This window comes from Rathayibacter sp. VKM Ac-2759, from assembly GCF_009834225.1.
GTDB lineage: Bacteria > Actinomycetota > Actinomycetes > Actinomycetales > Microbacteriaceae > Rathayibacter.
This window is the reverse complement of the sequence record NZ_CP047176.1, coordinates 3,413,047-3,437,809: the sequence shown is the minus strand read 5'-3', so window position 1 is coordinate 3,437,809 and position 24,763 is coordinate 3,413,047. Positions and strand designations below refer to the sequence as shown.

The window sequence follows — 24,763 nt, the reverse complement described above, 5'->3', positions numbered from 1 at the left end:
GTTACGCTGAGGCGTGGCCTCCGAGATGCGCGTGCTCCCCGAAGAGTACGCCGCGGTCCTCGCCGAGCTGAAGAGCCGCGTACGCTCCGCGCAGCTGACTGCGCAGCGTCGTGTGAACACGGCGCTGATCGAGCTCTACTGGGAGCTGGGCCACGCGATCATGCAACGCCAAGCCGACTCGTCCTGGGGTGGCTTCGTCGTCACCCGGCTCGCCGAGGATCTGCGTGCCGAGTTCCCGCAGATGAAGGGTTTCTCGCGGTCCAACCTCTTCAGCATGCGAGCCTTCGCGCAGGCCTGGCCGACGCGTGAGGAAGTAGTCCAACAGGCTGTTGGACTACTGCCCTGGGGCCACATCGTCCTGCTGCTGCAGAAGCTCGACGACCCGGATGCCCGGGCCTGGTACGCCACGGCCGCCGCCGAGCACGGATGGTCCCGCAACGTGCTCCTCAATCAGATCATGAACCGTACCCGCGATCGGATCGGGTCCGCGCCTTCCAACTTCGCCGGCGAGCTCGCTCCCGCCGATTCCGACCTGGCCCGTCAACTCGCGAAGGATCCGTACGTGTTCGATTTCCTCGAGCTCACCGGAGACGTTGCTGAGCGTGAGCTCGAGCAGGCGCTGATGGACCGCATCGTCGACACTCTCCGGGAGCTCGGCTCCGGCTTCGCCTTCGTCGGGCGCCAGGTGCATTTCGACGTGGACGGCGACGATTTCTACGCAGACCTCCTCTTCTTCCATACGGAGCAGCTGCGATACGTGGTGATCGAGCTGAAGACCGGGAGGTTCGAGCCGGCCTTCACCGGTCAGCTCGGCTTCTACGTCGCCATCGTCGACGACCGGATGAGGCGTGACTTCCATCGGCCCACGGTCGGGATCCTCATCTGCGGGGGCCGCAACACGCACACCGTCCGCTACGCCCTCAGTCAGACCGGCTCTCCCATGGCCGTGGCCAGCTACACCTACGAGACTCTTCCGCCGGCAGAACAGGCCGCACTGCCCACCGCCGAGCAGATCGCCGCAGCACTCGACAGACCGCACACCTGAACCTGGATGGAGCAGCTCCGCCTCAGGCCCTCGCCGCCTCCGGGGCCGGGATCGCCGCGAGCAGGGCGCGCGTGTACGGGTGCTGCGGGGCGTCGAAGATCTGCGCGGGGGTGCCCGACTCGACGATGCGGCCCTTCTGCATCACGTGCACGGTGTGCGAGATCATCCGCACCACCGCGAGGTCGTGGCTGATGAAGAGGTAGCTGACGCCGAGATCGCGCTGCAGATCGGCGAGCAGCGCGAGGATCTGCTCCTGCACGAGCACGTCGAGCGCCGACACCGCCTCGTCGAGCACGACCAGCTCGGGCGAGAGCGCGAGCGCCCGGGCGATGGCGACGCGCTGCAGCTGCCCGCCCGAGAGCTGGCGGGGCAGCTTCGCAGCGACCTCGGGCGGCAGCGCGACCTGCGCGAGCAGCTCCTCCACGCGCCTCCGTCTCGTCGAGGCGTCGCCGATCCGGTGCAGGAGGAGCGGCTCCTCGATCGAGCGGAACACGGTGTACCGCGCATCGAACGAGCTGTAGGGGTTCTGGAACACGGGCTGCACGTGCCGACGGAAGTCGCTCAGCTCGGCCCCCCGCAGGTGGGCGACGTTCCGCCCGCGGAACTCGATCGAGCCGGTCGTCGGCTCCTCGAGCCGCAGCACGAGCTTGGCGGTCGTCGACTTGCCCGACCCCGACTCGCCGACCACCGCGACCGTCCGCCCGCGCGGGATGTCGAACGACGACGACTCGACGGCGGTGAAGGGCGTCGCCCGGCCGAAGCCGGAGCGCACCGGGTACTGCTTGCCGACCTCGCGCAGGGTGACGAGCGGCGCCTCGGTCTCCAGAGGCGCCTCGGCGACCAGCCGCTCCGAGGTCAGGTTCGGCGCGGCGGCCAGCAGCCGCCGCGTGTACTCGTGCTCCGGGTGGCGGAGGATCTGCGCGGCCTCGCCCTGCTCGACCACCTCGCCCCGGAACAGCACGAGCACCCGGTCGGCGCGCTCGGCCGCGAGGGCGAGGTCGTGCGTGATCAGGATGACCGCCGTGCCCATCTCGGCGGTCAGCTGCTCGAGCTGATCGAGGATCCCGCGCTGCACGGTGACGTCGAGAGCGCTCGTCGGCTCATCGGCGATGAGCAGCCGCGGCCGGCAGGCGAGGCCGATCGCGATGAGCACGCGCTGCCGCATGCCGCCCGAGAGCTCGTGCGGGTACTGGCGCGCCCGGCGGGCGGGCTCGGGGATCCCGACCATCTCGAGCAGCTCGACGACGCGCGCCTGGGCCTCGGCCCGGCGCATCCGCCCGTGCACCAGCAGCGCCTCGCGGATCTGCGCGCCGACCCGCTGCAGGGGGTTCAGGTTCGACATCGGATCCTGCGGGACGAGGCCGATGCCCGCCCCGCGCAGCGCGGTCATCCGCTTCTCGGTCGCCTGCGCCAGATCCTCGCCCTCGAACACGATCGAGCCCGAGGCGATCCGCCCGTTCTCGGGCAGCAGGCGGTTGATGCTCGCCGCCGTCGTCGACTTGCCCGAGCCGGACTCGCCGACGATCGCGATCGTCTCGCCGGCGCGCAGCTCGAGGTCGAGGTGGCGCACGGCCTCGACCTCGCCCGCCGGGGTCGTGAACGAGATCGTCACGTCCCGGAGGGCGAGGAGCGGCTCGGTCACTACAGGGCCCCGGCGGTCTCGAGCTCCCACGCCGACTCGATCTCGGCGATGTCGACGACCTCGCCGAACGACCACGCGATGCCGAACAGCGCGTAGTGGTTGCGCTCGGCCGTGAACTCGGCGACCGCGTCGCGCACCACGTAGGTGCCGTAGTCGCGCTGGCCCGCGTCGCGCGCGGTCGACTCGACGCAGATGTTGGTCGTCACTCCGCAGATCACGACATTGCGTACGCCCATGCCGTTCAGCACCGGCTCGAGCCGCGTGCCGTAGAAGGCGCTCGGGCGCGACTTGTCGATCACGATCTCGTCGGGACGCGCCTCCAGCTCGGGGATCAGCTCGATCTCGTCGGTGCCGGCGCCCAGCGAGTTCGACGCGATGCGCTCGGCGGCCTTCGCTCCGCGGACGGGGCCGAAGTCGACCATGCCGGGCATGTAGACGTAGCGGGTGAAGATCACCGGCACACCGGCGGCGCGGGCGTCCTGGACGAGGCGCACGGTGCCCGGGATCGCGTCGCGCAGCGGCGTGACGTCGATGCCCGAGCGGCCGAGGGAGTCGTCGTTGTCGAAGAAGGCCCGCTGCATGTCGACGACGATGAGCGCGGTGTTCTCGCGGGGGATGGTGGTCATGGTGATACTCCTGATCAGACGTGGTTTCTCAGTTGAAGACGATCATGCCGTCGGGTCGCGGGGTCCAGTCGAGGCCCTGCGCGACTCCGTAGGTGTAGGTGTCGGTGAACAGCGGCGCGTAGTAGGTGTTCTCGTCGACGAGCGCCGAGATCTGCGCGAAGTCGTCGGCGCGGGCGGTCTCGTCGGCCTCACCGGTCTCGTCGGCCAGCAGCTGGTCGATCGCCGGGTCCGAGACGTAGCCCTGGCCGCCGGTCTTCAGCAGCATCGTGAGGGGCAGATCCGCGTCCATCACCGACGGCGCGAAGGCGTAGAGGTAGAGCCCGGGGAGCGAGGCCGAGAACCAGGTGCCGCTGAAGGTGTTCGCCTCCTGGCCGTCGAGCTCGATCGTCAGGCCGACGTCCTCGAGCTGGCTCGCGATCGCCTGCGCGATCTGGTCGATCTGGGGGAGCCCCGCCGTGGGGTACGAGAGCGTGATCGGGCTGCCGTCGTAGCCGGAGGCGGCGATCAGGGCGCGGGCGGCGTCGGCGTCGGTCTCGGTCGCGGGCAGCGCCTCGTCGTAGCCGAACGAGACCGGGGCGATGAGCTGCGCGGTCGGAGTGACGGAGCCGTTGAGCAGGTCGTCGCTGATCGCGTCGCGGTCGATCGCGAGGTCGACGGCCTCGCGCACCTCGGGGTCCGAGAGCCACGGCGCGGTCGCGTTGAAGCCGGTGTAGAGCACCCGGTTCGACTCCTGCTCAACGATGTCGACGGTGCCGGAGCCCTCGACCGCGGCGACGTTCGAGGGGCCGAGGAGCGCCAGGTCGAGATCGCCCGACTGCACCGAGTTGGCGCGGGTCGTCTCGTCGGGGACGGGCTGGAAGACGACCTCCTCGTAGGCGCCCTCCGCACCCCAGTAGTCGTCGTTGCGCTCGAGGGTGATCGAGTCGCCGTTCACCCAGGACGCCACGGAGTAGGGGCCGGAGCCGACGGGCGCCTTCGCGAAGGCGTCGGCGCCCTCGGCCTCGTAGACGGCCTTCGGCACGATCGGCACCAGGGTCACCTGGCGGTCGAACGGGGCGAAGGGCGTGTTGAGGGTGAACGTGACCTCGTTCTCACCGGTCGCGGCGACCGAGTCGATGGCGGTCATGTACCCGCCGAGGTTCGAGGCCGGGTCGGCCATCGCGGTCTCGTAGGTGAAGACGACGTCCTCCGGAGTGACGGCGCTGCCGTCGTGCCAGGTGGCGTCGTCGCGGAGGGTGAAGACCCAGCTGGTGAGGGAGTCGTCGTGGGTCCACTCCGTCGCCAGCCGCGGCGAGACGGTGCCGTCGGCGTCGACCTGCGCGAGCTGGTCGAACACGTTGTAGAAGATGTTCAGCGCCGGCAGCTGGGTGTCGTAGAGCGGATCGAGCGAGGAGGGCTCGCCGGTCAGGGCGACGGTGATGCTCGTCGTGTCGGCGGCCGAGGCGGAGCCGTCGTCGAAGCTCGCGCAGCCGCCGAGGGTCAGGGCGGCGGCGCCGACGAGCGCGACGGCGGCGAGTGCGTGCCGGGGGTGTGCAGGGATCACGGGAGGGGCCTTTCGGGTGGGGGAGGGGGTCACGGGCGCGGGCGGGCGCCCTGCGAGACGAACTGGACGCCTCCGATGACGAACAGGATCATCAGCGCGGGCAGGAGGGTGAGCGCGGGATCGGTCTGGAGGTACTTCTGGCCCTCGTTGATCATCAGACCGAGGCTCGGAGTGGGCGGCTGGATGCCGAGGCCGAGGAAGCTCAGCGACGACTCGATGGTGATGACCACTCCGATCTCGAACGCGGCGAGGATCAGCACCTGGGGGAGCACGTTGGGCAGCAGGTGCTTGCGGACGATCCACCAGCCCCCGCCCCCCGCGGCCGTGACGGCGCTGACGAAGTCGCGCTCGCGAAGCGACACCGCGAGCGAGCGGGTGACCCGGCCGTAGCCGACCCAGTTGGTCAGGCCGAGCAGCGTCACCAGCAGCAGCGGGCTCGAGCCGAGCGCCGCCACGAGCACGATCAGCAGGAGCACGACCGGGATCGCCAGCTGCACGTCGCCCACCGCCATCAGCACGCTGTCGAGGCGGCCGCGCCGCCAGCCGGCGATCAGCCCGATCGTCAGCCCGACGAGCGCGCTGATCGCGACGGCGCCGAACGCCACGAGGAGCGACACCCGGGTGGCGACCGCGAGCCGGCTCAGCGTGTCGCGCCCGAGCGCGTCGGTGCCGAGCAGGTGCGCCGGGTCGGTGAACGCGGCCGCGCGACTCCCCGCCAGATCCTGCGAGTACGGGTCGAAGCCCGGGAGGAAGGGCACGACGACCACGACCAGCGCGACGATCGCGAGCATCACGACCGCGACGGCCACCGACGGGCCGGGCAGGCGTGCGGCCGCGAGCTGCCAGCGGGTGCGCGTCCTGATCGTCTCGGTGGTCACGACAGCCTCACTCTCGGATCGAGGACCGCGTAGAGCAGATCGACGACCAGGTTGATCACGATGAAGAGCAGGGCGATGACGACGACCCCGGCCTGCACGATCGGGTAGTCGCGCTGGGTGACGCCCTGCACGATCAGCCGCCCGAGGCCGGGCCAGTTGAAGACCGTCTCGAGCACCACCAGGCCGCCGACGAGCACGCCGAGGTTGATGCCCGCCACCGTGATGATCGGCAGCAGCGCGTTCGGCAGCAGGTGGCGGATGACGATCCGCCCGTTCGAGACGCCCTTGGCGCGGGCGGTGCGCACGAAGTCGAGCGACCGGGTCTCGTCGAACGAGGCGTTGAAGAGCCGGAGGTAGAGCGCCACCTCGAACGTCGCGATCGTGATCACCGGGATCACGTAGCTCGCGTAGGAGGTGCGGCCGAGCGCGGGGAGGAGGCCGAGCCCGACCGAGAAGACCAGGATCATCAGGATCCCGAACAGGTACGGCGGGACCGCCTGCCGCAGGGTGGCGGCCCAGAGCATCACGGTGCGGAGGCGGCGATCGCCGGTCACCTCGGCGAGGACCGCCAGGGTCGTGGCCAGGACGAAGCCGATCACGAACGAGGTGATCGCGAGCTCGAGCGTCGCGGGGAGCCGGTCGAGCACCAGCGCGAGCGCCGGCTGGCCCTGGCGGATGGAGTCGCCGAGGTCGCCGCGGAGGATGTCGGCGAGGAACGCGCCGTACTGCACGATCAGCGGCCGGTCGAGGCCGAGCGCCTGGCGCACCTCGGCGACGTCCTGGGCGGTCGCCTGGTCGGGCAGCATCAGGCGCACCGGGTCGCCGGTCATCCGGGCGAGCACGAACGCGAAGGTGAGCACGGCGAGCAGCGTCAGGATCGCCCTGACGGCGCGCCAGCCGAGGAACCGGACCACGGTCCTCACCTCCTTCTCCTCTGCCGGGACGGGTGCCCGGTCGATGAGTCAGGAGCGTAGGAGCCGCGGTGACGCGCGCTGATTGCGGCGGCGTGAAGCTTGGATTGCGCACCCCGGATCGCCGTCGTGGCGCCGATCGGGGCGGTGTCCGCCACTGCGCTGAGCGTGCGGCGCCGGCGCCCCTCGCTGGCCGCCCCCCTTGCTGGTCGAGCCCCCCCTTGCTGGTCGAGCCCCCCCCCCCTTGCTGGTCGAGACCCCCCTTGCTGGTCGAGCCCCCCCCTTGCTGGTCGAGCCACCTCTTGCTGGTCGAGCCCCCCCTTGCTGGTCGAGTAGCCCCGCAGGGGCGTATCGAGACCGACCGGCGTCAGGAGGCGGCGGAATAGGCGGGCGGGGTCACTGGTGGAAGGCCCTGCAGGAGGCGCAATCGTCTCGGATTCCCCGCGCTGACGCGGATCCGAGCCCCTCCCGGGCGGCGCGAGCGCCCCTCCGCCCGACCGCCGAGAACGCCTCCACCGGCGCAATCCGGATTCAACAATCGGCTGTCAGGATCGTGCCCGACCCCGCCGTGCCCTCCGACCGAAAGGACTCCTGCGCCATGAGTCTCGAGACCTACTCGCCCGATCCGCAGCTGCTCCGCCAGGCCTTCTCGCACTTCCCGTCCGGAGTCGCCGCCTTCGCCGCCGAGGTCGACGGGCGGCTCGAGGGGATGGTCGCCTCCTCCTTCTCGGTCGGCGTCTCGATGGATCCGCCCCTGGTGATGTTCGCCATCCAGAACTCGTCGACCACCTGGCCCGTGCTGCGCTCGGCCGGCCGGATCGGGGTCTCGGTGATGGGGGCCGGGCACGACGGCGCGGCGCGGCAGCTCGCCTCCCGCAACAAGGCGGGGCGCTTCGAGGGTCTCGAGATCGAGCGGAGCGAGGCGGGCGCGGTCTTCGTGCACGGCTCGCCGCTGTGGCTCGAGTGCTCGATCTTCCAGGAGATCCCGGCCGGCGACCACCACGTGGTGCTGCTCGAGGTCACCGCCCTGCACAACGACGCGACGATCGAGCCGCTCGTCTTCCACGGCTCGGCCTTCCGCCACCTGCGCTCGGTGGCCTGAGGGCCCTCAGCCGCCCATGCCGGGCTCGGCCCAGCTGGCGAGCTCCGAGCCGGCCGCCGAGCACGAGGTGCCCAGATCGCTCAGGATGCCGCCCCACTCGGCGTCCTCCGGATCGTAGGGCCAGCCCTCGGCGGTCACGGGCGCGTCCCTGAGGTGGTTCGTGACGCTCGTCCTCGCCGTCGTCAGCGCCGGGTCGTCGGTCTGCACGGTCGTGAGCTGGAACGCCTGGCGCTCGAGGAACTGCCGGTACGCGTCCTCCGTCACCTGACCCTGCTGGAAGTACCACTGCATGGTCCACCCGAGGCTGAGGAGCGAGCTGTACCGGCCGCACGCGTAGGCCGCGCTCCGGTCGCCGCCGTCGAGAGCGGCCGCGTCCGGTTCGGCGGTCACCGTGACGGTCACGGTCGGCGCCGGCTCCGCTCCGGCCGTGGCGGCGCACCCCGTGAGCGCCGTGAGGACGAGGGCCGCGGCGATGGCGGCCCCTGCCCGTGCTGTCGATCCGATACGATTGCGTGATCTCCCCATGGTGGCGACCGTAGTCGAGGCGGAGGACTCGAGGCGACGGGGAACCAGCAGACTTGTCGGGCGGCACGCGACCGGCGAGCCGCTGACACCGAGGAGTCGCCGTGCCCTTCGCCGATCAGCTGATCGACTCCCGTACCGCCGATGATCTCGCCGCGGCGATCGCGCTCGTGCACACCAGCACTGCGGAACTCGATGCGGCCGGCGCGCGCCTCGCCGGGCTCGCGCTGCGCGAGCGGGCGGACCTGCTTCGGGATGCGCTGCTCGCCGACGTCCCCGGGAGCTACGCGGAGCTGGCGCGGGTGGTCCGCGCGGCACGCTCGGCGACGTTCCGCGGCTGGCTGATCTGGCCCGTCACCGCCGCGGTGGCGACCAGGGCGGTGGAGGATCCCGACGACACCGCCTTCGACGACGCCCTCGCCCTCCTCGCCGAGCTGACCGGTCTCCTGACCTCCGAGTTCGCGATCCGGATCCTCCTCCGCCACGACCTCGATCGTGCGCTCGCGACGATCGCGACCTGGACGGCGTCGGGCGACGAGCACGTGCGCCGTCTCGCCTCCGAGGGCACGCGCCCGTACCTGCCGTGGTCGGTGCGCGTCCCCGCGCTGACGGGGCGCCCCGGTGCGACCGTGCCGATCCTCGACGGCCTCTACCGCGACGAGTCCGAGTACGTCCGCCGCTCGGTCGCCAACCACCTCAACGACCTCAGCCGCGACGCCCCCGCTCTCGTCACCGAGACCGCTGCGCGCTGGCTCGCCGACCCCGACGAGAACACGGCCCGCCTCGTGCGCCACGCCCTGCGCACCCTCGTCAAGCGCGGCGATCCCGCGGCGCTCGCGCTGCTGGGCTTCCCCTCCGCGGCCGACTCCCTCGAGATCGACGGACCGCACCTCGACCGCGCCGTCGTCGCGATGGGCGGGGCCGTCGAGTTCCGCGCGAGCATCCGCAACATCGGAAGCGAAGCTCTGCGCCTGGCCGTCGACTACGTCGTGCACCACCGCAAGTCGAATGGCGGCCAGACCTCGAAGACCTTCAAGCTGACGACCGCCACCGTCCGGCCGGGCGACGTGCTGGAGGTGCGGCGCGCGCACTCGTTCCGGGCGATCACCACGCGGCGCTACTACGCCGGCCCGCACGCGATCGCGCTGCAGATCAACGGCGTCGAGACCGAGCGCGCGGTGTTCGACCTCGTGGCGGAGTGAGCGGTCAGCGCAGGTCGCGCAGCCGCACCCGCGGCAGCAGCAGCAGCGCCCCCAGCGCCACCCCCGCGGCGGCCGCGGACAGCGCGAACACCAGCGGCAGCCCGAGGGCGTACGCCTCCGCCTCCGAGGCACCCGCCCGCGTCAGCACCGAGAGACGGGCCGAGAGCGCCGCGCCGTAGCCGACCAGGCCGGCGGTGCCTCCGAGGGTGAAGAAGAACACGACGGCCGCGCTGACCGAGCCCGTGCGGCCGAGGGGCGCGACCGTCTGCGCGGCGAGCACCAGGTTCTGCAGGGTCATGCCGAGGCCGGCGGCCAGCAGGAGCGCGCCGCCGAGTGCCAACGGCAGAGGGGCCAGCGGCGCCAGGGCGAGCAGCGCATTGCCGAGGAGCATCGCCGACGCCGCGAGCAGCAGCACGCCCTTCAGGCGGCCGGTGCGCGTGATGCGGCGGCCCGCGAACCAGGAGGCGGCGACCGCGCCGACCGCCAGCGGCGCGAGCAGGAGGCCCGCCGGCGCGGGGTCGATGCCGAGCCCGATCTGCAGGTACTGCGTGACGAACACCGAGCCTCCGAACAGCGTCGAGCCGAGGAGCAGGGCGGCGACGGTGCAGACCAGCGTCACCCGGCCGCCGAGCAGCCGGAGCGGGATGATCGGAGCGGCCACCCTCAGCTCGACGATCACGAGGGCGATCAGGGCGAGCGCGCCGAACGCGGCGAAGGCGAGGAGGGCCGTGCCGAACGAGCCCTCGCCGAGCAGGGTCAGGGCGATCAGCGCCGAGGGGACGCCGGTCGCGATCAGCAGCGCTCCGGCGTAGTCGGTCCGTCCGCCGCGCGCGGTGACCGGGAGGCGCACGTGCAGCGTCGCGGTCAGCACGGCGAACGACGCGAGCGCGAGCGGCAGCGCCACCACGAAGCACCAGCGCCAGCCGAGCGACTGCACGACGAGGCCGCCGACGATGGGGCCGAGGATCGTCGCCGAGGTCTGCAGCGCCTGCAGCGATCCGTTGACCCGGCCGCGCTCGCGCAGCGGCACGAGCAGCGCCACCGCGGCCATCGACACGGCGGCGGTGCCTCCCAGACCGATGCCCTGCACGGCGCGGGCGGTCAGCAGCACGGCGGTGGAGGGGGCGAGCGCGGCGAGCACCGAGCCGGCGACGAACACGGCGATCGCGCTCTGCAGGATCCGTTTCGGCGCGACCAGGTCGGCGAGGCGGCCCCACAGCGGAGTCGTCGCCGTGTTGCCGAGGATCGTCGCGGCCACCAGCCAGGTCGACAGGCCCGCGGCGCCCTCGAGCGAGCGCATCACGGTGGGGATGCTGGTCGCCACGATCGTCGCCGAGAGCCCGGCGACGAACTGGGCGATCATCAGGCCCGAGAGCGGCGCGCGCACGTCGCGCGGCAGGGCCGTCGTCGCCGCGGTGGCGACGCCCGAGGTCACGACCCCAGGCCGGCGCCGGCGAGGACCGCCGCGGTGAACTCGCGAGGAGCCCTCGCCGGGAACTGGCCGCTCACCGGCATCTCGACGACGCGGGTGCCGGGTATGTCGGTGAACTCGATCGGGATGTCGAGCGTCATCCGCGCCCACGGCGGGCGCAGCACGGTCAGCTCCACTCCCGCCTCGACCAGCGCGAGGTTGTCGGCCCAGGTCTTCGTCCGGCCCCGGAACACCGCGGGGTAGATCGAGTTGTAGCGCTCGAGATTGCCGAGCGTGTCGGCGACGCAGCCGAGCAGCGCGCGCGGATCGTCGGTGCCGTAGAGGCCGATGTTCTTCTGCCACAGGTACTGCAGCACCGCGCCGTCGGCCGTGACCGGCAGCTCCGGCGCCCAGTTCGCGGCCCAGTACTCGGTCGACTCCTCGTCGGGCTCCTCGAGGGCGTAGAGCACGGCGCGCTCCACGCGGCCGGTGCCCAGGAGCGAGACGGCCAGGGCGGTCGCGAGCGAGCTGCCGGTCTTCATCCCGACCGGCACGAACCGGTCGACCCCGAGCGCGTCGAGCGCCTGGACCAGGATGCGCGCGTACTCGGCGAGCGGCTGATCGGCGGGCGCCGAGTCGCTCTGCCCGAAGCCGGGGGTGTCGAAGGCGATCGTCGTCGTGTGCGCGCCGAGCGCCTCCAGCACCGGCTCGTAGACGGCCGAGGTGCGGGGCGACTCGTGCAGCAGCACGAGCGCCGGGTCGCCCGAGCCGCTCCTCCGGTAGTGCAGCTGACCCCAGTCGGTGTCGACGTATCCGCGCATGGTGCGTTCTCCTAGAACTCGAGCAGGTTGTCGCGCAGCTGGTCGAACGAGTACTCGCGGCGCGTGAGTCCGCGGCGCTGCAGCTCGGGCACCAGGCCGTCGCAGATCTCGGCGATGAAGCGGCGGGTGACGCCGCTCGTCGAGATCAGGAATCCGTCGCCGCCGGCGACCCGCATCATCTCCTCGAGCTGATCGGCCACCGACTCGGGTGTGCCGGCGATGACCGGGCCGTTGCCGACTCCGCGCGAGACCACCGCCTCCCGCAGCGTCCTGGTCGCGTTGCGCGCGACGAAGTCGCTGAGCTGCTGCGTGCCGTTCGTCTGGAGCTCGAGCGAGCCGAGCGGCACGTCGAGCGGGACCTGTGCGAAGTCGATGTCGGTCGACTTCGCCATCGCGGCCAGATGCACCTCGATGTTCTCGGCGATGTCGTCGCGGCGCAGGCGCACGCGCTCCTCGGCCTCCGCCTCGGTCGAGCCGACGATCGGACCGACTCCGAAGAGCACCTTGATGTCGTCGGGGTCGCGGCCGAACGAGAGCGCCGCCTGGCGGACCTTGTCGCGGTAGGCCTTCATCCCCTCGGCCGTCGCGTGGATGGCGACGATGGTGTCGGCGTACTGCGCGGCGAACGCGATACCGCGGGGCGAGCCTCCGGCCTGCGAGATCACCGGGCGGCCCTGCGGCAGCGGGCCCGTGTTGAGCGGCCCGCGGGTGGAGTAGTGGCTGCCGCGGTAGTCGGCCCGCCGCACCTTCGTGTGGTCGGCCCAGTAGCCCGTGTCCGGGTCGGCGACCACGGAGTCGGGCTCCCAGGTGTCCCAGAGGGCGAGGGCCGCCTTCAGGAAGTCCTCGGCCACGTCGTAGCGCGAGTCGTGCTCGTCCATGCCGTCGAAGCCGTAGTTCTGCAGCGCGCGGTCGGAGGTGCCGGTGACGACGTTCACGCCCATCCGGCCCCGCGAGATCTGGTCGATCGACGCGGTGAGACGCGCCAGCATGTACGGGTGGTAGGCGAAGGTGCCCGCCGTCGCGATGATCCCGAGCCGCTCCGTCGCCTGCGCGAGGAGGGTCGCGGTGACCATCGGATCCTGTCGCGGCGTCTGGAACGCGTGCTTGAGGTAGAGCTCCATCGAGTCGCCGTAGCGGTCGCCCACGAAGGTGTTGTCCTCGATCAGCACGTAGTCGAAGCGCGCCCGCTCCATCGCCCGCGCGAGGTCGACGAAGATCTCGGCCTGCTGCCACTGCGTGCCGATGGCGCCCGAGAACTCCTGGCCCCACGCGGGCACCGACGTGCCGTTGAGGAACCAGCCGAGGTGGAACGGAGCGACCCCGGACATCAGAACGCCGCCAGGTTCGCCTTGAAGGTGGGCTCGTCGTAGGAGGAGCGGATCAGGCCGCGGCGGCGCAGAGCCGGGGCCAGACCGCTCGCGATCTCGTCGATGTAGCGGCGCGAGTGCGTGCGCACCGGCTCGCCGCGGACGAGGAAGCCGTCGCCTCCGACGGCGTCCACGACCTCCTCCATCTGCTCGGCCACCGAGTCCGGCGTGCCGACGAGCTTCACCGACTCGGACGACTGGCCCATCAGCGCCTCGCGGATCGTCTTACCCGCGGCCCGCTTCTTGAACGACGCGAGCCCCGACTGGTGCCCGTTCGTCGTGACGTCGTCGGGCAGCGGCTGATCGAGGTCGAACTGCTTGAAGTCGACCTCGGTCGTGATCGACATGATGCCGAGGACCGTCTCGATCTGGTCCTGGCTGAGCTCGTAGCGGCGGCGCGCGAGCTCCTCGGCGTCGGCCTGCGTCTCGCCGAGCACCGGCTGGATGATGTACATCACCTTCACGTCGTCGGGGTTCCGGCCGTGAGCGGCGGCACGGGCGCGGATGTCGTCGCGGTACTCCTTCATCCCGTCCACTCCGCTCGGCTGCGAGAGCAGCACGTTCGAGTGCTTCGCGGCGAAGTCGCGGCCGGCGGGAGAACCGCCCGCCTGGCAGAGCACGGGGTGCCCCTGCGGCCCGGCGGGCATGTTGAGCGGGCCGCGGACCTTGAAGTACTTCCCCTCGTGGTGGATGGGATGCACCTTCGTGTGATCGGCGAGCACGCCCGTCTCGCGGTCGGCGACGATCGCGCCCGGCTCCCACGAGTCCCAGAGCGCCTTCACGACGGTGACGTACTCCTCGGCCATCGCGTAGCGCTCGTCGTGCGGCAGCAGGTGGTCGAGCCCGTAGTTCTGGCCGGCGAGATCCTCGGAGGAGGTGACGATGTTCCAGCCGACCCGCCCGCGGGTGAGGTGGTCCATGGTCGCCATGGTGCGGGCGAGGATGAACGGCGGGTAGAAGCTGGTCGACATCGTCGCGATGAAGCCCATCTTGGACGTGTGCTGCGCGAGCACCGGCAGCAGCGGCACCGGGTCGCCCTTGGGCGAGTGCAGACCGTGCTTCAGGTCGTTCTCGGTGGTGCCGCCGTAGGTGTCGGAGACGAGAGTGGAGTCCTCGAACATCATGAAGTCGAAGCCCGCTCGCTCGAGCTGGCGCGCCATGTCGATGTAGTAGTCGCCGTTCAGCCAGGTCGTCGGGGTGTCGGCGGCCCACGGGCTCTTCCAAGCGGGCGTCTTGAACGGGGTGAACCAGGCGAGATGGAACGGGGTGACCATGGGATCGGGCTCCTTCGGAAGTGGCGCGTGCGTGCGGCGGTGCCGGTGCCGCTGCTCTGGAGGCCATTCCACAGGGCGCACATTTCGCCGGGAGCGCGGGGCGGTGCCGATCTGATTGCGCAGTGCGCGGGCGGTGCGATCGGGCGCTGACCGGGTGTTCTGTGATGCTGCGCTGGGCAATTCGCCGGGAGGCACGTGCCGTCTGCGCAGGTCGCTGTGGCGCTCGCCGCGCTATCCGCCGGGCGCGGATCCGGTGCGAGCGGGCGGAGTCGCGGCGGCGGGGGTGGTGTCTCGGTGGGGTGGGGTGGTCGGGGTGCGCCGAGGAGCGACGGCAGGGGAGGGGGAGCTGCTGGCGGCGTGAGGACGGGGTGGTGTCTCGCTGGAGCGGGGCGGGCTGAGCTCGTCGAGGAGGAGCGGTCCGGGGTGACGGGGCGTGCCGAGGAGGGGAAGGGTCGCTGAAAAGCGCGCGGACGAGGGCGGTGTTTCGGAGGCGTGGGGTGCTCCTGCTGCGCCAGGCGCGGGGGAGGCGGGGACGCCGCCGGGCGGGTCGTTATGGCCGTGGTGTCTCGGTGGTGCGGGATGGCCGGGTCTCGCCGAGGAGGGGAAGGGTCGTTGGGTCGGTGAGAACAGCGGTGGTATCGGAGGAGTGGGTGCTCCTGCGCTGAGGCGCGATGGCGGGGAGGTGGGGAGGCCGCCGGGCGGGTCGGGGAGGCCGTGGTTTCGCGGTGGCAGGGATGGCCGGGTCTCGCCGAGGCGCGGTGGCAGGGGAGATGCGGAGGCCGCCGGGCGGGTCGGGGAGGCCGTGGTTTCGCGGTGGCAGGGATGGCCGCGTCTCGCCGAGGAGGGGAAGGGCCACTGGGCGGGAGGGAACGGCGGTGGTGTCTCGGTGGAGTGGGGGGTCCTGCTCCGATGAGGCGCTGAGGCGGGAGCGGAGCAGCGCCGTTGAGCGCGTCGGGTCGATGGTGCCTCGGCGGGCGGGGTGGTCGGGGCGCGCCGAGGAGTGATGGTCGGCGAGGAGGCGCTGTTGGGCGCGTCAGAACGGGAACGGTGTCGCGGAGGAACGGGGTGGCTCCGGTGGGGGCCCGAAGAGTGAGGGTCGAAGAGACGGGGATCCGAAGGGCGGGGCTCCGACGGGCGGGGATCCGGGGGGCGGGGATCCGGGGAATCCGGGTTCGCGTGATCCGGGCTCGCGTGATCCCGGGTCGCGGAACGCGGGTCGGAGGGGAACGGGCGGAAGCAGGGCGGGTGGTCGGGTGGTGACGTGGCGTCCGGTGGGAGTGGTCCACTCCGTGGTGCCGTCGGGGTGGAGGCGGTAGGTCCAGTGGTCGCCGTGGCGGACGTGGTGGTGGGCGGTGCAGAGGGACGCGAGGTTCTCGAGGGAGGTCTCGCCTCCGTGGCGCCATTCGATCGTGTGATCGGCTTCGCTGGTGGAGGCCTGGCGGGTGCAGCCGGGGAAGCGGCAGGTCTGGTCGCGCAGCTGGAGGGCGAGGCGCATCTGCGGGGGTGGGACGCGGTGGGTGCGGCCGACGGAGACGACGGCGCCGGTGTCGGGGTCGGTGAGGACTCGGGTGAAGGTGGCGGCGACTCCGGCGAGTTGGCGGGCGATGGTGGCGGGGATCGCTCCGTAGCCGTCGAGGTCCGCGGGAGCGTCGTCTGCTCCGGAAGCGGTGCTCACGGCGAGCGTCAGCCGCACCTCGGCGCGCACTCCGGGGACGAACGTCGGCGGGGCGTGGGTGCCGCCGTCGATCGGGGTGGTGCCGGCGATGTCTCCGTCGCAGAGGAGATCGGTGAAGGCGTCGGCGCGCAGCTGGGCGAGCGTCCGTTCGTCGCCGGCGCCGCAGTCGCTGCGGGTGATGTCGCGGTCGGAGCGGTCGGAGCGGTCGGAGCTGTCGGAGCGGTCGATGTCGGTCCGCTCACGGAGGGTGCGCGCGATGCGGTCGAGCCGGTTGTAGACGCCGACGGCGGCGGCAGCGGGGAGGAGGGCGGAGAGTGTGGCCATCCCGTCGATCTCGGGCGTGAGCCAGACGCCGCGGTCCTCCTTCGCATGCGCGTGCCGTTCGGCGAGGGGCTCGGTGTGGAGTTGATCGCGGAGACGGTCGACGGCGCGTCGCAGCTGAGTCGGGGTTTTCGACAGGGCGAGGTCGGCGGCGCGCTCGTCGAATTCGGCGAGGGACTCCTTGGGCAGGGTCGCGGCGGCGGAGCAGATCACCTCGCCGGCCCGCCAGCGGATCCTGGCCGCCGCGAGCAGGGCTCGGGTGAGCGGCAGGTCCTCGACCAGCAGGTGTGCGCGTTCGAGGTCGCGGGAGAGCTCCCGCTCGGACACTCCGGCGCCGGTGGCGAGCTCGGCGCGGAGGGAGCGTTCGACGAGGTCGTTCGACTCGCGACTCGACAGGCCGCCGCGGGCGAACGCGAGCGGGATCGTGAGGCCTTGCCGATACACCTCGTACAGCTTCTCGGCGGACGCGAGGTGGTCGAGGGAGGCGTTGCGGGCGAGGCGGCCGACCTCGTCGGCGCCCTCGCGGACGCGGTCGAGGATCGCCTCCGCGGGTCGGGTCTCAGCTGCAACTGCCATACGGATATTGAATCAGGGACCACCGACACCCGGGCCCGGACAACGGCCGAACGGGACAACTCCCGCCCAGAAGTGGCCTGTGGAGGAACCGTTCTCGCCGGGGGAGCGCTCTGAAGCACTCGCCTCCTGACGTGGGCGGGTCTCGATACGCCCCTGCGGGGCTACTCGACCAGCGGGCAGGGCAGGCAGGGCAGGCAGGGCAGGCAGGGCAGGCAGGGCAGGCAGGGCAGGCAGGGCGGGCAGGGCAGGCAGGGCAGGCGGAGCAGGCAGAGCAGGCAGAGCAGGCAGAGCAGGCGGAGCAGGCAGAGCAGGCAGGGCAGGCAGGCGGGCGAGGCATGCAAGCGGGCGGGCGGGAAGGCGGGTGGGCCGCGGAGAGGCGGCCTCCTGCTCTCGCGCTCGCTGATCGAGTAGGCCGCGCAGCGGGCGTATCGAGATCCGCGACCCTCAGCGAGGGGGTCGGTGGGCTGGCCTGCTGACGCGGGTGGGTCTCGATACGCCCCTGCGGGGCTACTCGACCAGCGGGCGGCGGCCAGCGGCCAGCGGCCAGCGGCTGGCAGTCGGCAGGCTGGAGGCCGCCGGACACGCAGGCCAGGCAGTCGAGCAGCCCCGCGGAGCGAGGCGGCTCGAGCTCCCCACCGTCGACGGCGCAGTCCGCCTGCCGACGCGGGCGGCTCTCCGCACGACCAGCAGCGCGCGAGCGCCCACCGAGCCCCCCGGCCGCGGACCAGCAGCGCGCCCCGCGCCGGTCCTCAGACCGCGGCGGCCGCCTGCTCGCGGGACCAGGCGGCGGCCGCCGCGAGCTCGTCGGGGTCGACCGGCGCGACGACTCCGCCGCCGGGCTGCGCGGCGAGCCACTCCTCCGTCGCGACCGGCACCGGGTGCTTGTAGTCGCTCGTGACGGTCGTGTAGAGCGAGCCGCCGAGGCGGGCCACCGGGCGGTACTTCGCGATGTCGATGCGGCCGCTCGGGTCGAGGATGCCGTCGTCGGCGTGCACCGCGAGCACCTGGGCGAAGACCACATGGGCGTCGTACACCTCGGTCTCGCGCAGCAGCACGCACTCGAGCGCGACCTTCGCGATCGCCAGCCGCTTCGGCCGGACCCTGGTCGAGTCGACGACTTCGAGGCCGAGCAGGGCGGCCTCGTCGAGCGACGGCGGAGTGATGGCCGCCGTCGCCGTCTCGACCTCGGCCTGCCCGTCGGTGACGAGGTTCACCACGAACTCGCCCGTGGCGCGGATGTTGTCGTGCGAGTCCTTCTCGCCGGTGAACGAGATCATCAGCGTCGGCGGGTCCATGGTGACCAGCGTGAAGTACGAGAACGGGGCGAGGTTCCCCACTCCGTCCGCGCTCTCGGTGCCGACCCACGCGATGGGGCGCGGCACCACCGCGTTCTTGACCATCCAGGTGAAGTCGTGCGGGCTGCCGGTGTCGTCGGCGAGGTACATGCGTGCTCCTTCGTGATCGGGGAGGGCCGTCGGGCTACTGCCAGCTCGCCTCGCGCCAGTCGACGTGGCCGTCGGCGCGCGGCGTCCAGTCGAGACCGGGGGCGACTCCGTAGGTCGCGACGGTGTAGTCGATGTTCGCGAGGTGGGTGCGCTCGGCGTTCAGCTCCCAGATGTCGGCGATCACGTCGTTGCGGGCGTCGGTGTCGACCGTGGCGTTGGCCTCGACGATCAGCGCGTCGACGTCGGGGTCGGAGAAGATCGCGTAGCCGGTCGGTCCGTAGAGGTAGTTGAGCGTCGTCGAGGCGTCCATCATCGACGGCGAGAACTGGGTGATGTACATGCCCGGGTGCGACTTCGACGAGGTCAGCAGCACGTACGACGAGTACTCCACGCCCTCGAGCTCGACGGTGATGCCGACCTCCGCCAGCTGCGAGGCGATGGCCTGCGCGACCTCGGCCGAGTTCGGCACGTTGCCGCCCGTGGGGTACTGGAAGGTGATGGCGCTGCCGTCGTAGCCGGAGGACTCGACCAGCTCGGCCGCCGCGTCGGGGTCGTAGGCGAGGTCGGGCAGCTCGGCGTCGAAGCCGTTCACGTTCGGGGCGACGGAGGAGGCGTTCGCGACGGTCGCGTAGCCGTCGTGGATCGTCTCGATGATCGTCTCGCGGTCGATCGCCAGGCTGATGGCGTTCCGGAGGTCGGCGTCGGCGAGCGGCCCGCCGGAGGTCTCGTTGAAGCCGACGTAGATCAGCTGGTTCGACTGGCCCTCGGCGACGGTGTAGCCGGAGCCGTCGACGGAGGCGACCTGCGCGGGGGTGATCGCGGTCAGGTCGATGTCGCCCGACAGCAGCCCGTTCAGCCGCGCGTCCGGGTCGGCGATGGGCTCGACGGTCACGTTGGCGATCGCGGGCTCGCCGCCCCAGTAGTCGGGGTTCGCGGCGAGCTCGGTCGAGACTCCGGGCGTCCAGCTCTCGAAGGTGTAGGGCCCGGAGCCGATGGGCGCCTTCGCGAAGCCCTCGGAGCCGACCTCGGTGTAGTACGCCTCCGGCACGATCGAGATGTAGTAGGCGCGGCGGGTGAAGACCGAGTCGCCGGCGGTGAGCTGGAAGGTGATCTCGGTGTCGCTGGTCACCTCCATGCTCGCGATGTTGTTCGTGTAGATCTTGTTCAGCGAGTCGGGCGAGTCGATGACCGCCTGGAAGCTGAAGCGCACGTCCTCGGCGGTGACGGGGGTGCCGTCGGTGAAGATCGCGTCGTCGCGGAGGGTGAAGGTCCAGGTCTTCGCGTCCTCGCTGGCCGTCCACTCCGTGGCGAGGCGGGGCTGCAGCGCGCCCTCGCCGTCGACCGTCGTCAGCTGGTCGTACACCGCGTGGAAGATGTTGGTGCTGTAGAGCCCGTTGTCGATCACGGGGTCGGCGTTGGCCAGGTCGCTCGGCTGGGCGACGACGATCGAGTCCTTCGTCGCGCCGCCCTCGCTCGAGGAGGCCTCGCCGCTGCAGGCGGTGAGGAGGAGGGCGAGCGCGGCGGCGGAGGCCACGGCGGCGGAGTGCCGGGTGCGTCGGAGCATGGGGGAGTGCCTTTCGTCGAGGCGGCCGGGGCGCGCGAGGGAGTCGCCGGCCGGCGCGGGGTGCGCGGGAGGGTCGTGAAGGCGGAGCTGCGGTGCGTCGGTGCTGCGGGAGGGAAGTGCTGCGGGAGGGAAGAGCGGAGGCTTACTGATGCGGGAGGAGACCGCGACAGGCGGGTGCTGCGGTGCGTCAGGCGGCGGCCGGGAGGGCGCGCCGACGGCGGGTGGGGTCGGGGACGGGGGCGGAGGCGAGCAGCGAGCGGGTGTACTCGTGCTGCGGATCGTCGAACACCGCGGCGGTCGGCCCGGTCTCGACGAAGACACCGCGGTGCATGACCGCGACGTCGTCGGCGAGGGCGCGGACGACCGAGAGGTCGTGCGAGACGAAGAGGTAGGCGAGCCCGAGCTCGGACTGCAGTTCGGTGAGCAGCGCCATCACCTGGGCCTGGATCGACACGTCGAGGGCCGAGGTCGGCTCGTCGAGCACGAGCACGTCGGGCTTGAGCGCGAGCGCCCGGGCGATGCCGATGCGCTGGCGCTGGCCGCCCGAGAAGTCGGCGGGGCGGCGCTTGGCCGACTCGCGGGCGAGACCGACCTGCTCGAGCACCTCCGCCACGCGGGCCGCGGAGTACCGCCCGTTGATCCGCAGCGGCTCGGCCACGATCTCGTGCACGGTCAGGCGCGGATCGAGCGAGGAGTACGGATCCTGGAACACCGCCTGGATCGAGGAGCGCAGCGGCCGGCGGGCGCGATCGCCCAGCTCGGAGACCTTCGTGCCGCGGTAGCTGACCGAGCCGGACGTCGGCTTCTGCATGCCGAGGATCGTGCGGACCAGCGTCGACTTGCCGCAGCCCGACTCGCCGACGAGGCCGAGGGTACGGCCCGCCTCGAGGCGGAACGAGACGCCGTCGACGGCGCGGAACGGCTCGGCCGCCCGGCCCCAGCCGCCCCGCTGCGGGAAGTGCACGCGCACCTCCGACACCTCGACGACCGGCTCGGCGTGCGGGTGCTCGACGGAGACGACGACGGGCGCGACGGCGCGCGCCTCCGTGCCCGTCACCGGCAGGATGCTGGCCAGCAGCCGTTTCGTGTAGTCGTCCCGGGGATCGCGGAACACGTCGAGCGCCGTGCCGCTCTCGACGATCCGCCCCTGGTGCATCACCAGCACGCGGTCCGCGTTCTCGGCGACGAGGCCCAGATCGTGGGTGACCAGCACCAGCGACGAGCGGAGGCGCTCGCGCACCTCCTGCAGCACGCGCATGACCTGCGCCTGCACCGTGACGTCGAGCGCCGTGGTCGGCTCGTCGGCGATCAGCATCGCCGGCTCGTGCGCGATCGCCATGGCGATCATCACGCGCTGGCGCTGACCGCCCGAGAGCTCGTGCGGGTAGGAGCGCAGCCTCCGCTCGGGATCGGGCAGGTGCACGAGCTCGAGCAGCCGGAGCGACTCGGCACGCACCTCGGCCTTCGAGAGGCCCTTCCGGTGCAGCGTGATCATCTCGGCGATCTGGGTGCCGATCCGCATCACCGGGTTCAGCGAGGTCATCGGGTCCTGGAAGATCATCGACAGCTCAGCGCCGCGGATCGAGCGGAGCGCCGCCTCGTCGACCCCGCGCAGGTCGACTCCGCCGAGGAGGATCTCGCCGCTCGTGACGCGCACGCCGCGGGGCAGCAGGCCCATCGTCGAGAGCATGGTCATCGACTTGCCCGAGCCGGACTCGCCGACGATCGCGACGACCTCTCCGGGCATCACGTCGAAGCCGATGCCGTCGACGAGGCGGACGGGGGCGTCCTTCGGGCCCGCCTCGATCACCAGATCGCGGACGCGGAGGACGGGGACTGCACCTTCGTGGGACATGGGCTACTCCGCCTTCTGCGACTGGACGCCGGTGAGGCGCTGGCTCATGAACTGGAGCCCGGCCACGAGCATGAAGAGCATCAGGCCGGGGAGGATCGTGATCACGGGGCTGTCGCGGAGGTAGGTCTGGCCCTCCTCGATCATCCCGCCCCAGCTCGGGGTGGGCGCCTGGATGCCGAGGCCGAGGAACGACAGCGCCGCCTCGAGCAGCACGATCACGCCGAGGTCGAACGGCACGAGCACGGCGAGCGCGGGGACCACGTTGGGCACGAGGTGCTTGCGCAGGATCCAGCCGTGGGTCGCTCCGTGCGTCTTCGGTGCCCAGATGAACTCGCGCTCGCGGAGGGACCACGCGGTCGCGCGGGCGACACGGGCGTAGCCGACCCAGTTGGCGACTCCGATGACCACGATCAGGGTGAGGATGCTCGGGCCGATCGCCGAGACGATCGCGATCAGCAGCAGCATGATCGGGATCGCGAGCTGGATGTCGGACAGCGCCGAGATGACGGTGTCGAGCCGCCCGCCGAAGTAGCCGGCGACGAGGCCCAGCGTCACGCCGATCAGGAGGTTCAGCGCCACGGCGGGCACCGCGATCGAGAGCGACACCCGGCCGGCGACGGCGAGGCGCGAGAGCATGTCGCGGCCGAGGGCGTCGGTGCCGAGCAGGTGCGCGGGATCGGCGAACGGCAGGAGGAAGCGGCCGCGCAGATCCTGCGTGTCGGGGTCGAAGAACGGCAGCAGAGGCACGAGCACGATCGTCAGGACGACGATCGCGACCAGGCCGGTGGCGACGTAGAACGAGGCGCTCAGCGGGGCCCGCGTCGATCCGGGCTGCGGGCGGCGGAACAGCCACCGCACCCGCTGGATCGCGAGGGCCTGCGTCGACGTCCGGGCCGAGGCGGGAGTCGGCACCGGGATCGGCTCGCGCGCATCGATCGTGGCGGGGACGCTGCCCTGGGCGGCGTCCGTCTCGAGGGGGCTCACTGGAGTCTCACTCTCGGGTCGAGGGCGGCGTAGAGGAGGTCGACGACGACGTTGACGAGGACGAAGAAGATCGCGATGACGAGGATCGCCGACTGCACGACGGTGTAGTCGCGGTTCGAGATCGACTGCATGAGCAGCTGCCCGACTCCCGGCCAGTTGAAGACCAGCTCGACGACGACCGTTCCGCCGAGCAGGGCGCCGAGGTTGAGCCCGGCGACGGTGATCACGGGCAGCAGGGCGTTGGGGAGCATGTGCCGCAGGATCACGACGCTGCGCCGCTGGCCCTTCGCGTAGGCGGTGCGGACGTAGTCCATCCGGTACTGATCGGCGAAGCCCGTGTCGAGCAGGCGGATGTAGAGCGCGAGCTCGAGGGTCGCGATCGTCACCGCCGGCAGGATGATCGACAGCGGCGAGTTGTTGCCGAGCGCCGGCAGCACGCCGAGGCTCACGGCGAAGACCATCACCAGCAGGATCCCGAACCAGAAGGACGGGATCGCCTGGCGGGCGCTGGCGAACCAGAGCACCGCGTTGCGCAGCCGCGACGAGTCCGAGAGCTGCAGGATCAGCACCACCACGAAGGCCAGCACGAGTCCGAGCACGAAGCTCGTCAGGGCGAGCTGGAGCGTCGCGGGCATCCGCTGCAGGACGAGCTCGAGCGAGGGAGTGCCCTGCCGCAGCGAGTCGCCGAAGTCGCCGGTGATCGCCCCCGCGAGGAAGCCGGTGTACTGGAAGAGCAGCGGCTGGTCGAAGCCGAGGCTGGCCGAGAGGCGCGCGATGTCCTCCTGCGACGCCTCCGGCCCCAGGAGGAGCGCGGCCGGGTCGCCGGAGAGCCGGACGAGGAAGAACGCGACGGTCACGACTCCGAAGACCGTGACGAGGCCCTGGACGAGCCGTCGTGAGACGAAGCGGACCATGCTCGCTCTCCTTGTGCTGGGGCGACGCGCAGGAGCGCGACCGGTGCTGTCGGGGGTGTGATCAGTACAGCGGGTGGGTATTTCGGGAGGGCGTCGCCGCCGTCAACACCTGATTGCGCGTCGCGTCATCGAGACGGAAAGCGTTGTTGACCAGGGTTTCCGGTCACCGGAGCCGTCAATTCGCCGGTGCGGTGTCGGCCGTGCGCTCGTCGAGGGGCGGGGCGGTGAAGCGCATCGCCTCGACGTCGGGGTCCTCGGCCCAGAGCGCGACGCGATCTCCGCGGTAGTGGCCGTAGGCGAGGATCTGCGGCACCCCGGCGGCATCGCGGACGAGGGTCTCGCGGGTGAGGATCGCCGCGCCCTCCTTGAGGCCGAGGATGCGCGCCGTGCGCTCGTCGGCGTTCACCGCCTCGACGGTCGCCTCGACCTGATTGCCGGGAGCGGCGCGGACGGAGTCGATGAAGGGCATCGGATCGGGGCGCATCCCGGGCAGCGTCGTCCCCGCGATGGGGTGGTAGCCGACGATGATCCCGGCCGGGACGCCCTCGATCGACACGAGCTGCTCGGCCATCACGACGCGGTCGCCGTCGAGCTCGAGGCGCTCGCGGATGTGGCGGTGGGCGATCACCTCGCTGACGTCCGTGACCTCGCAGGTCATCGCGAGGCCGCCCGGGTGCTGCACCGAGTCCGAGCCCATCACCCAGCCGCTCGTGGGGAGGAGGGAGAGGAGCGGGAGCTCCCAGATGCTGCCGACCACGTTGGTGCCGATCCGCTGCCGGCGGCGGATGAGACCCTCCGAGCCCAGCTGCTGCAGGGCGCTGCGGATGGAGTTGCGGCTCATCATCATCGACATGACGAGGTCGTGCTCCTCGACCAGGTCCTTCTCGGTGATCAGTCCGCGGCGGATGCTGGCGCGCAGCAGTGCGTGGGCGCGACGCGGGCTGCTCTGCAGGAGCTCGCGGATCCGGCGCTGGCTGCCCTCGCGAGCCCGGCCGAGGGCCTCCGCGAGTTCGAAATCGTCGTCCATGGTGTGCCTCCTCGGGGGGCCGCGGCCCGAAACCCCACCGTAGGTGGGCTTCTATGCG

At 71.6% G+C, this 24,763-nt stretch carries 20 protein-coding genes; 3 read left to right on the top strand and 17 right to left on the bottom strand.

The annotated features are described in order from the left end of the window. The first annotated feature begins 25 nt into the window (after positions 1 to 25). The gene (locus GSU68_RS16100; RefSeq protein ID WP_159910345.1) at positions 26 to 1,045 is read left to right on the top strand and encodes a PDDEXK nuclease domain-containing protein; all 1,020 of its coding nucleotides are present in this window, start codon (positions 26 to 28) and stop codon (positions 1,043 to 1,045) included. A gap of 22 nt (positions 1,046 to 1,067) precedes the next feature. On the opposite strand, the gene GSU68_RS16095 is transcribed toward GSU68_RS16100, so the two are convergent. Genes GSU68_RS16095 through GSU68_RS16075 form a run of 5 tightly spaced genes read right to left on the bottom strand, consistent with a single transcriptional unit; the run spans position 1,068 to position 6,657 of the window. Continuing rightward, positions 1,068 to 2,687 carry an ABC transporter ATP-binding protein gene (locus GSU68_RS16095; RefSeq protein ID WP_159909667.1) on the bottom strand — a complete coding sequence of 540 codons (1,620 nt, stop codon included), beginning with the start codon at positions 2,685 to 2,687 and terminating at the stop codon, positions 1,068 to 1,070. Beyond that, positions 2,687 to 3,313, bottom strand: coding sequence for an isochorismatase family cysteine hydrolase (locus tag GSU68_RS16090; protein WP_159909666.1), 627 nt, complete (start codon positions 3,311 to 3,313; stop codon positions 2,687 to 2,689). Before GSU68_RS16090 ends, GSU68_RS16095 begins: the two co-directional genes overlap by 1 nt. Positions 3,314 to 3,341: 28 nt before the next feature. Beyond that, on the bottom strand, positions 3,342 to 4,856 hold the full coding sequence (locus GSU68_RS16085) for an ABC transporter substrate-binding protein (protein WP_159909665.1): 1,515 nt from the start codon (positions 4,854 to 4,856) through the stop codon (positions 3,342 to 3,344). Between the two features lie 29 nt (positions 4,857 to 4,885). After that, complete coding sequence (locus GSU68_RS16080) at positions 4,886 to 5,734, bottom strand: ABC transporter permease (RefSeq protein ID WP_159909664.1); 849 nt, start codon at positions 5,732 to 5,734, stop codon at positions 4,886 to 4,888. Next, on the bottom strand, positions 5,731 to 6,657 hold the full coding sequence (locus GSU68_RS16075) for an ABC transporter permease (protein ID WP_159909663.1): 927 nt from the start codon (positions 6,655 to 6,657) through the stop codon (positions 5,731 to 5,733). Before GSU68_RS16075 ends, GSU68_RS16080 begins: the two co-directional genes overlap by 4 nt. 586 nt (positions 6,658 to 7,243) lie before the next feature. Between GSU68_RS16075 and GSU68_RS16070 the strand changes: the two genes are divergently transcribed. Further along, positions 7,244 to 7,747, top strand: a complete 504-nt coding sequence (locus GSU68_RS16070) for a flavin reductase family protein (protein ID WP_159909662.1) — start codon at positions 7,244 to 7,246, stop codon at positions 7,745 to 7,747. A gap of 6 nt (positions 7,748 to 7,753) precedes the next feature. On the opposite strand, the gene GSU68_RS16065 is transcribed toward GSU68_RS16070, so the two are convergent. After that, on the bottom strand, positions 7,754 to 8,272 hold the full coding sequence (locus GSU68_RS16065; protein WP_159909661.1) for a hypothetical protein: 519 nt from the start codon (positions 8,270 to 8,272) through the stop codon (positions 7,754 to 7,756). 101 nt (positions 8,273 to 8,373) lie between these two features. On the opposite strand from GSU68_RS16065, the gene GSU68_RS16060 reads away from it, so the two are divergent. Then, on the top strand, positions 8,374 to 9,471 hold the full coding sequence (locus tag GSU68_RS16060) for a DNA alkylation repair protein (protein ID WP_159909660.1): 1,098 nt from the start codon (positions 8,374 to 8,376) through the stop codon (positions 9,469 to 9,471). Positions 9,472 to 9,475: 4 nt separating this feature from the next. Here GSU68_RS16060 and GSU68_RS16055 read toward each other — a convergent pair whose 3' ends face one another. The 11 genes from GSU68_RS16055 to GSU68_RS16000 all read right to left on the bottom strand — a co-directional run bounded on the left by GSU68_RS16055 (position 9,476) and on the right by GSU68_RS16000 (position 24,705). Further along, positions 9,476 to 10,906: an MFS transporter gene (locus GSU68_RS16055; RefSeq protein WP_159909659.1), complete on the bottom strand. Its 1,431-nt coding sequence runs from the start codon at positions 10,904 to 10,906 to the stop codon at positions 9,476 to 9,478. Continuing rightward, the gene (locus tag GSU68_RS16050; protein ID WP_159909658.1) at positions 10,903 to 11,703 is read right to left on the bottom strand and encodes an alpha/beta hydrolase; all 801 of its coding nucleotides are present in this window, start codon (positions 11,701 to 11,703) and stop codon (positions 10,903 to 10,905) included. The genes GSU68_RS16055 and GSU68_RS16050 overlap by 4 nt, the downstream gene beginning before the upstream one ends. Before the next feature lie 11 nt (positions 11,704 to 11,714). After that, positions 11,715 to 13,031 (bottom strand): NtaA/DmoA family FMN-dependent monooxygenase, encoded by a 1,317-nt coding sequence (locus GSU68_RS16045; RefSeq protein ID WP_159909657.1) that lies wholly within the window; start codon positions 13,029 to 13,031, stop codon positions 11,715 to 11,717. Further along, positions 13,031 to 14,344, bottom strand: coding sequence for an NtaA/DmoA family FMN-dependent monooxygenase (locus GSU68_RS16040; protein WP_159909656.1), 1,314 nt, complete (start codon positions 14,342 to 14,344; stop codon positions 13,031 to 13,033). Before GSU68_RS16040 ends, GSU68_RS16045 begins: the two co-directional genes overlap by 1 nt. Before the next feature lie 1,033 nt (positions 14,345 to 15,377). Then, the gene (locus tag GSU68_RS16035; protein WP_159909655.1) at positions 15,378 to 16,916 is read right to left on the bottom strand and encodes an HNH endonuclease signature motif containing protein; all 1,539 of its coding nucleotides are present in this window, start codon (positions 16,914 to 16,916) and stop codon (positions 15,378 to 15,380) included. A gap of 749 nt (positions 16,917 to 17,665) precedes the next feature. Then, positions 17,666 to 18,361: a flavin reductase family protein gene (locus GSU68_RS16030; protein WP_159909654.1), complete on the bottom strand. Its 696-nt coding sequence runs from the start codon at positions 18,359 to 18,361 to the stop codon at positions 17,666 to 17,668. A gap of 34 nt (positions 18,362 to 18,395) precedes the next feature. Next, on the bottom strand, positions 18,396 to 19,925 hold the full coding sequence (locus tag GSU68_RS16025) for an ABC transporter substrate-binding protein (protein WP_159909653.1): 1,530 nt from the start codon (positions 19,923 to 19,925) through the stop codon (positions 18,396 to 18,398). A gap of 187 nt (positions 19,926 to 20,112) precedes the next feature. Beyond that, positions 20,113 to 21,780 (bottom strand): ABC transporter ATP-binding protein, encoded by a 1,668-nt coding sequence (locus tag GSU68_RS16020; RefSeq protein WP_159909652.1) that lies wholly within the window; start codon positions 21,778 to 21,780, stop codon positions 20,113 to 20,115. Positions 21,781 to 21,783: 3 nt separating this feature from the next. Further along, a complete protein-coding gene (locus tag GSU68_RS19655) occupies positions 21,784 to 22,764 on the bottom strand; it encodes an ABC transporter permease (protein WP_167305288.1) in 981 nt (326 codons plus the stop codon). Then, positions 22,761 to 23,678 (bottom strand): ABC transporter permease, encoded by a 918-nt coding sequence (locus tag GSU68_RS16005; protein WP_159909649.1) that lies wholly within the window; start codon positions 23,676 to 23,678, stop codon positions 22,761 to 22,763. The genes GSU68_RS19655 and GSU68_RS16005 overlap by 4 nt, the downstream gene beginning before the upstream one ends. Before the next feature lie 175 nt (positions 23,679 to 23,853). Further along, entirely contained in the window at positions 23,854 to 24,705 is an 852-nt protein-coding gene (locus GSU68_RS16000) for a GntR family transcriptional regulator (protein ID WP_159909648.1), read from the bottom strand. Between the last annotated feature and the right edge of the window lie 58 nt (positions 24,706 to 24,763).

Coding starts and splice junctions, on each gene's coding strand:
- GSU68_RS16100 (WP_159910345.1), top strand. CDS start 26: ATGCGCGTGCTCCCCGAAGAGTACGCCGCGGTCCTCGCCGAGCTGAAG.
- GSU68_RS16045 (WP_159909657.1), bottom strand. CDS start 13,031: ATGTCCGGGGTCGCTCCGTTCCACCTCGGCTGGTTCCTCAACGGCACG.
- GSU68_RS16000 (WP_159909648.1), bottom strand. CDS start 24,705: ATGGACGACGATTTCGAACTCGCGGAGGCCCTCGGCCGGGCTCGCGAG.
- GSU68_RS16050 (WP_159909658.1), bottom strand. CDS start 11,703: ATGCGCGGATACGTCGACACCGACTGGGGTCAGCTGCACTACCGGAGG.
- GSU68_RS16005 (WP_159909649.1), bottom strand. CDS start 23,678: ATGGTCCGCTTCGTCTCACGACGGCTCGTCCAGGGCCTCGTCACGGTC.
- GSU68_RS16040 (WP_159909656.1), bottom strand. CDS start 14,344: ATGGTCACCCCGTTCCATCTCGCCTGGTTCACCCCGTTCAAGACGCCC.
- GSU68_RS16090 (WP_159909666.1), bottom strand. CDS start 3,313: ATGACCACCATCCCCCGCGAGAACACCGCGCTCATCGTCGTCGACATG.
- GSU68_RS16035 (WP_159909655.1), bottom strand. CDS start 16,916: ATGGCAGTTGCAGCTGAGACCCGACCCGCGGAGGCGATCCTCGACCGC.
- GSU68_RS16025 (WP_159909653.1), bottom strand. CDS start 19,925: ATGCTCCGACGCACCCGGCACTCCGCCGCCGTGGCCTCCGCCGCCGCG.
- GSU68_RS16030 (WP_159909654.1), bottom strand. CDS start 18,361: ATGTACCTCGCCGACGACACCGGCAGCCCGCACGACTTCACCTGGATG.
- GSU68_RS16020 (WP_159909652.1), bottom strand. CDS start 21,780: ATGTCCCACGAAGGTGCAGTCCCCGTCCTCCGCGTCCGCGATCTGGTG.
- GSU68_RS16070 (WP_159909662.1), top strand. CDS start 7,244: ATGAGTCTCGAGACCTACTCGCCCGATCCGCAGCTGCTCCGCCAGGCC.
- GSU68_RS16065 (WP_159909661.1), bottom strand. CDS start 8,272: ATGGGGAGATCACGCAATCGTATCGGATCGACAGCACGGGCAGGGGCC.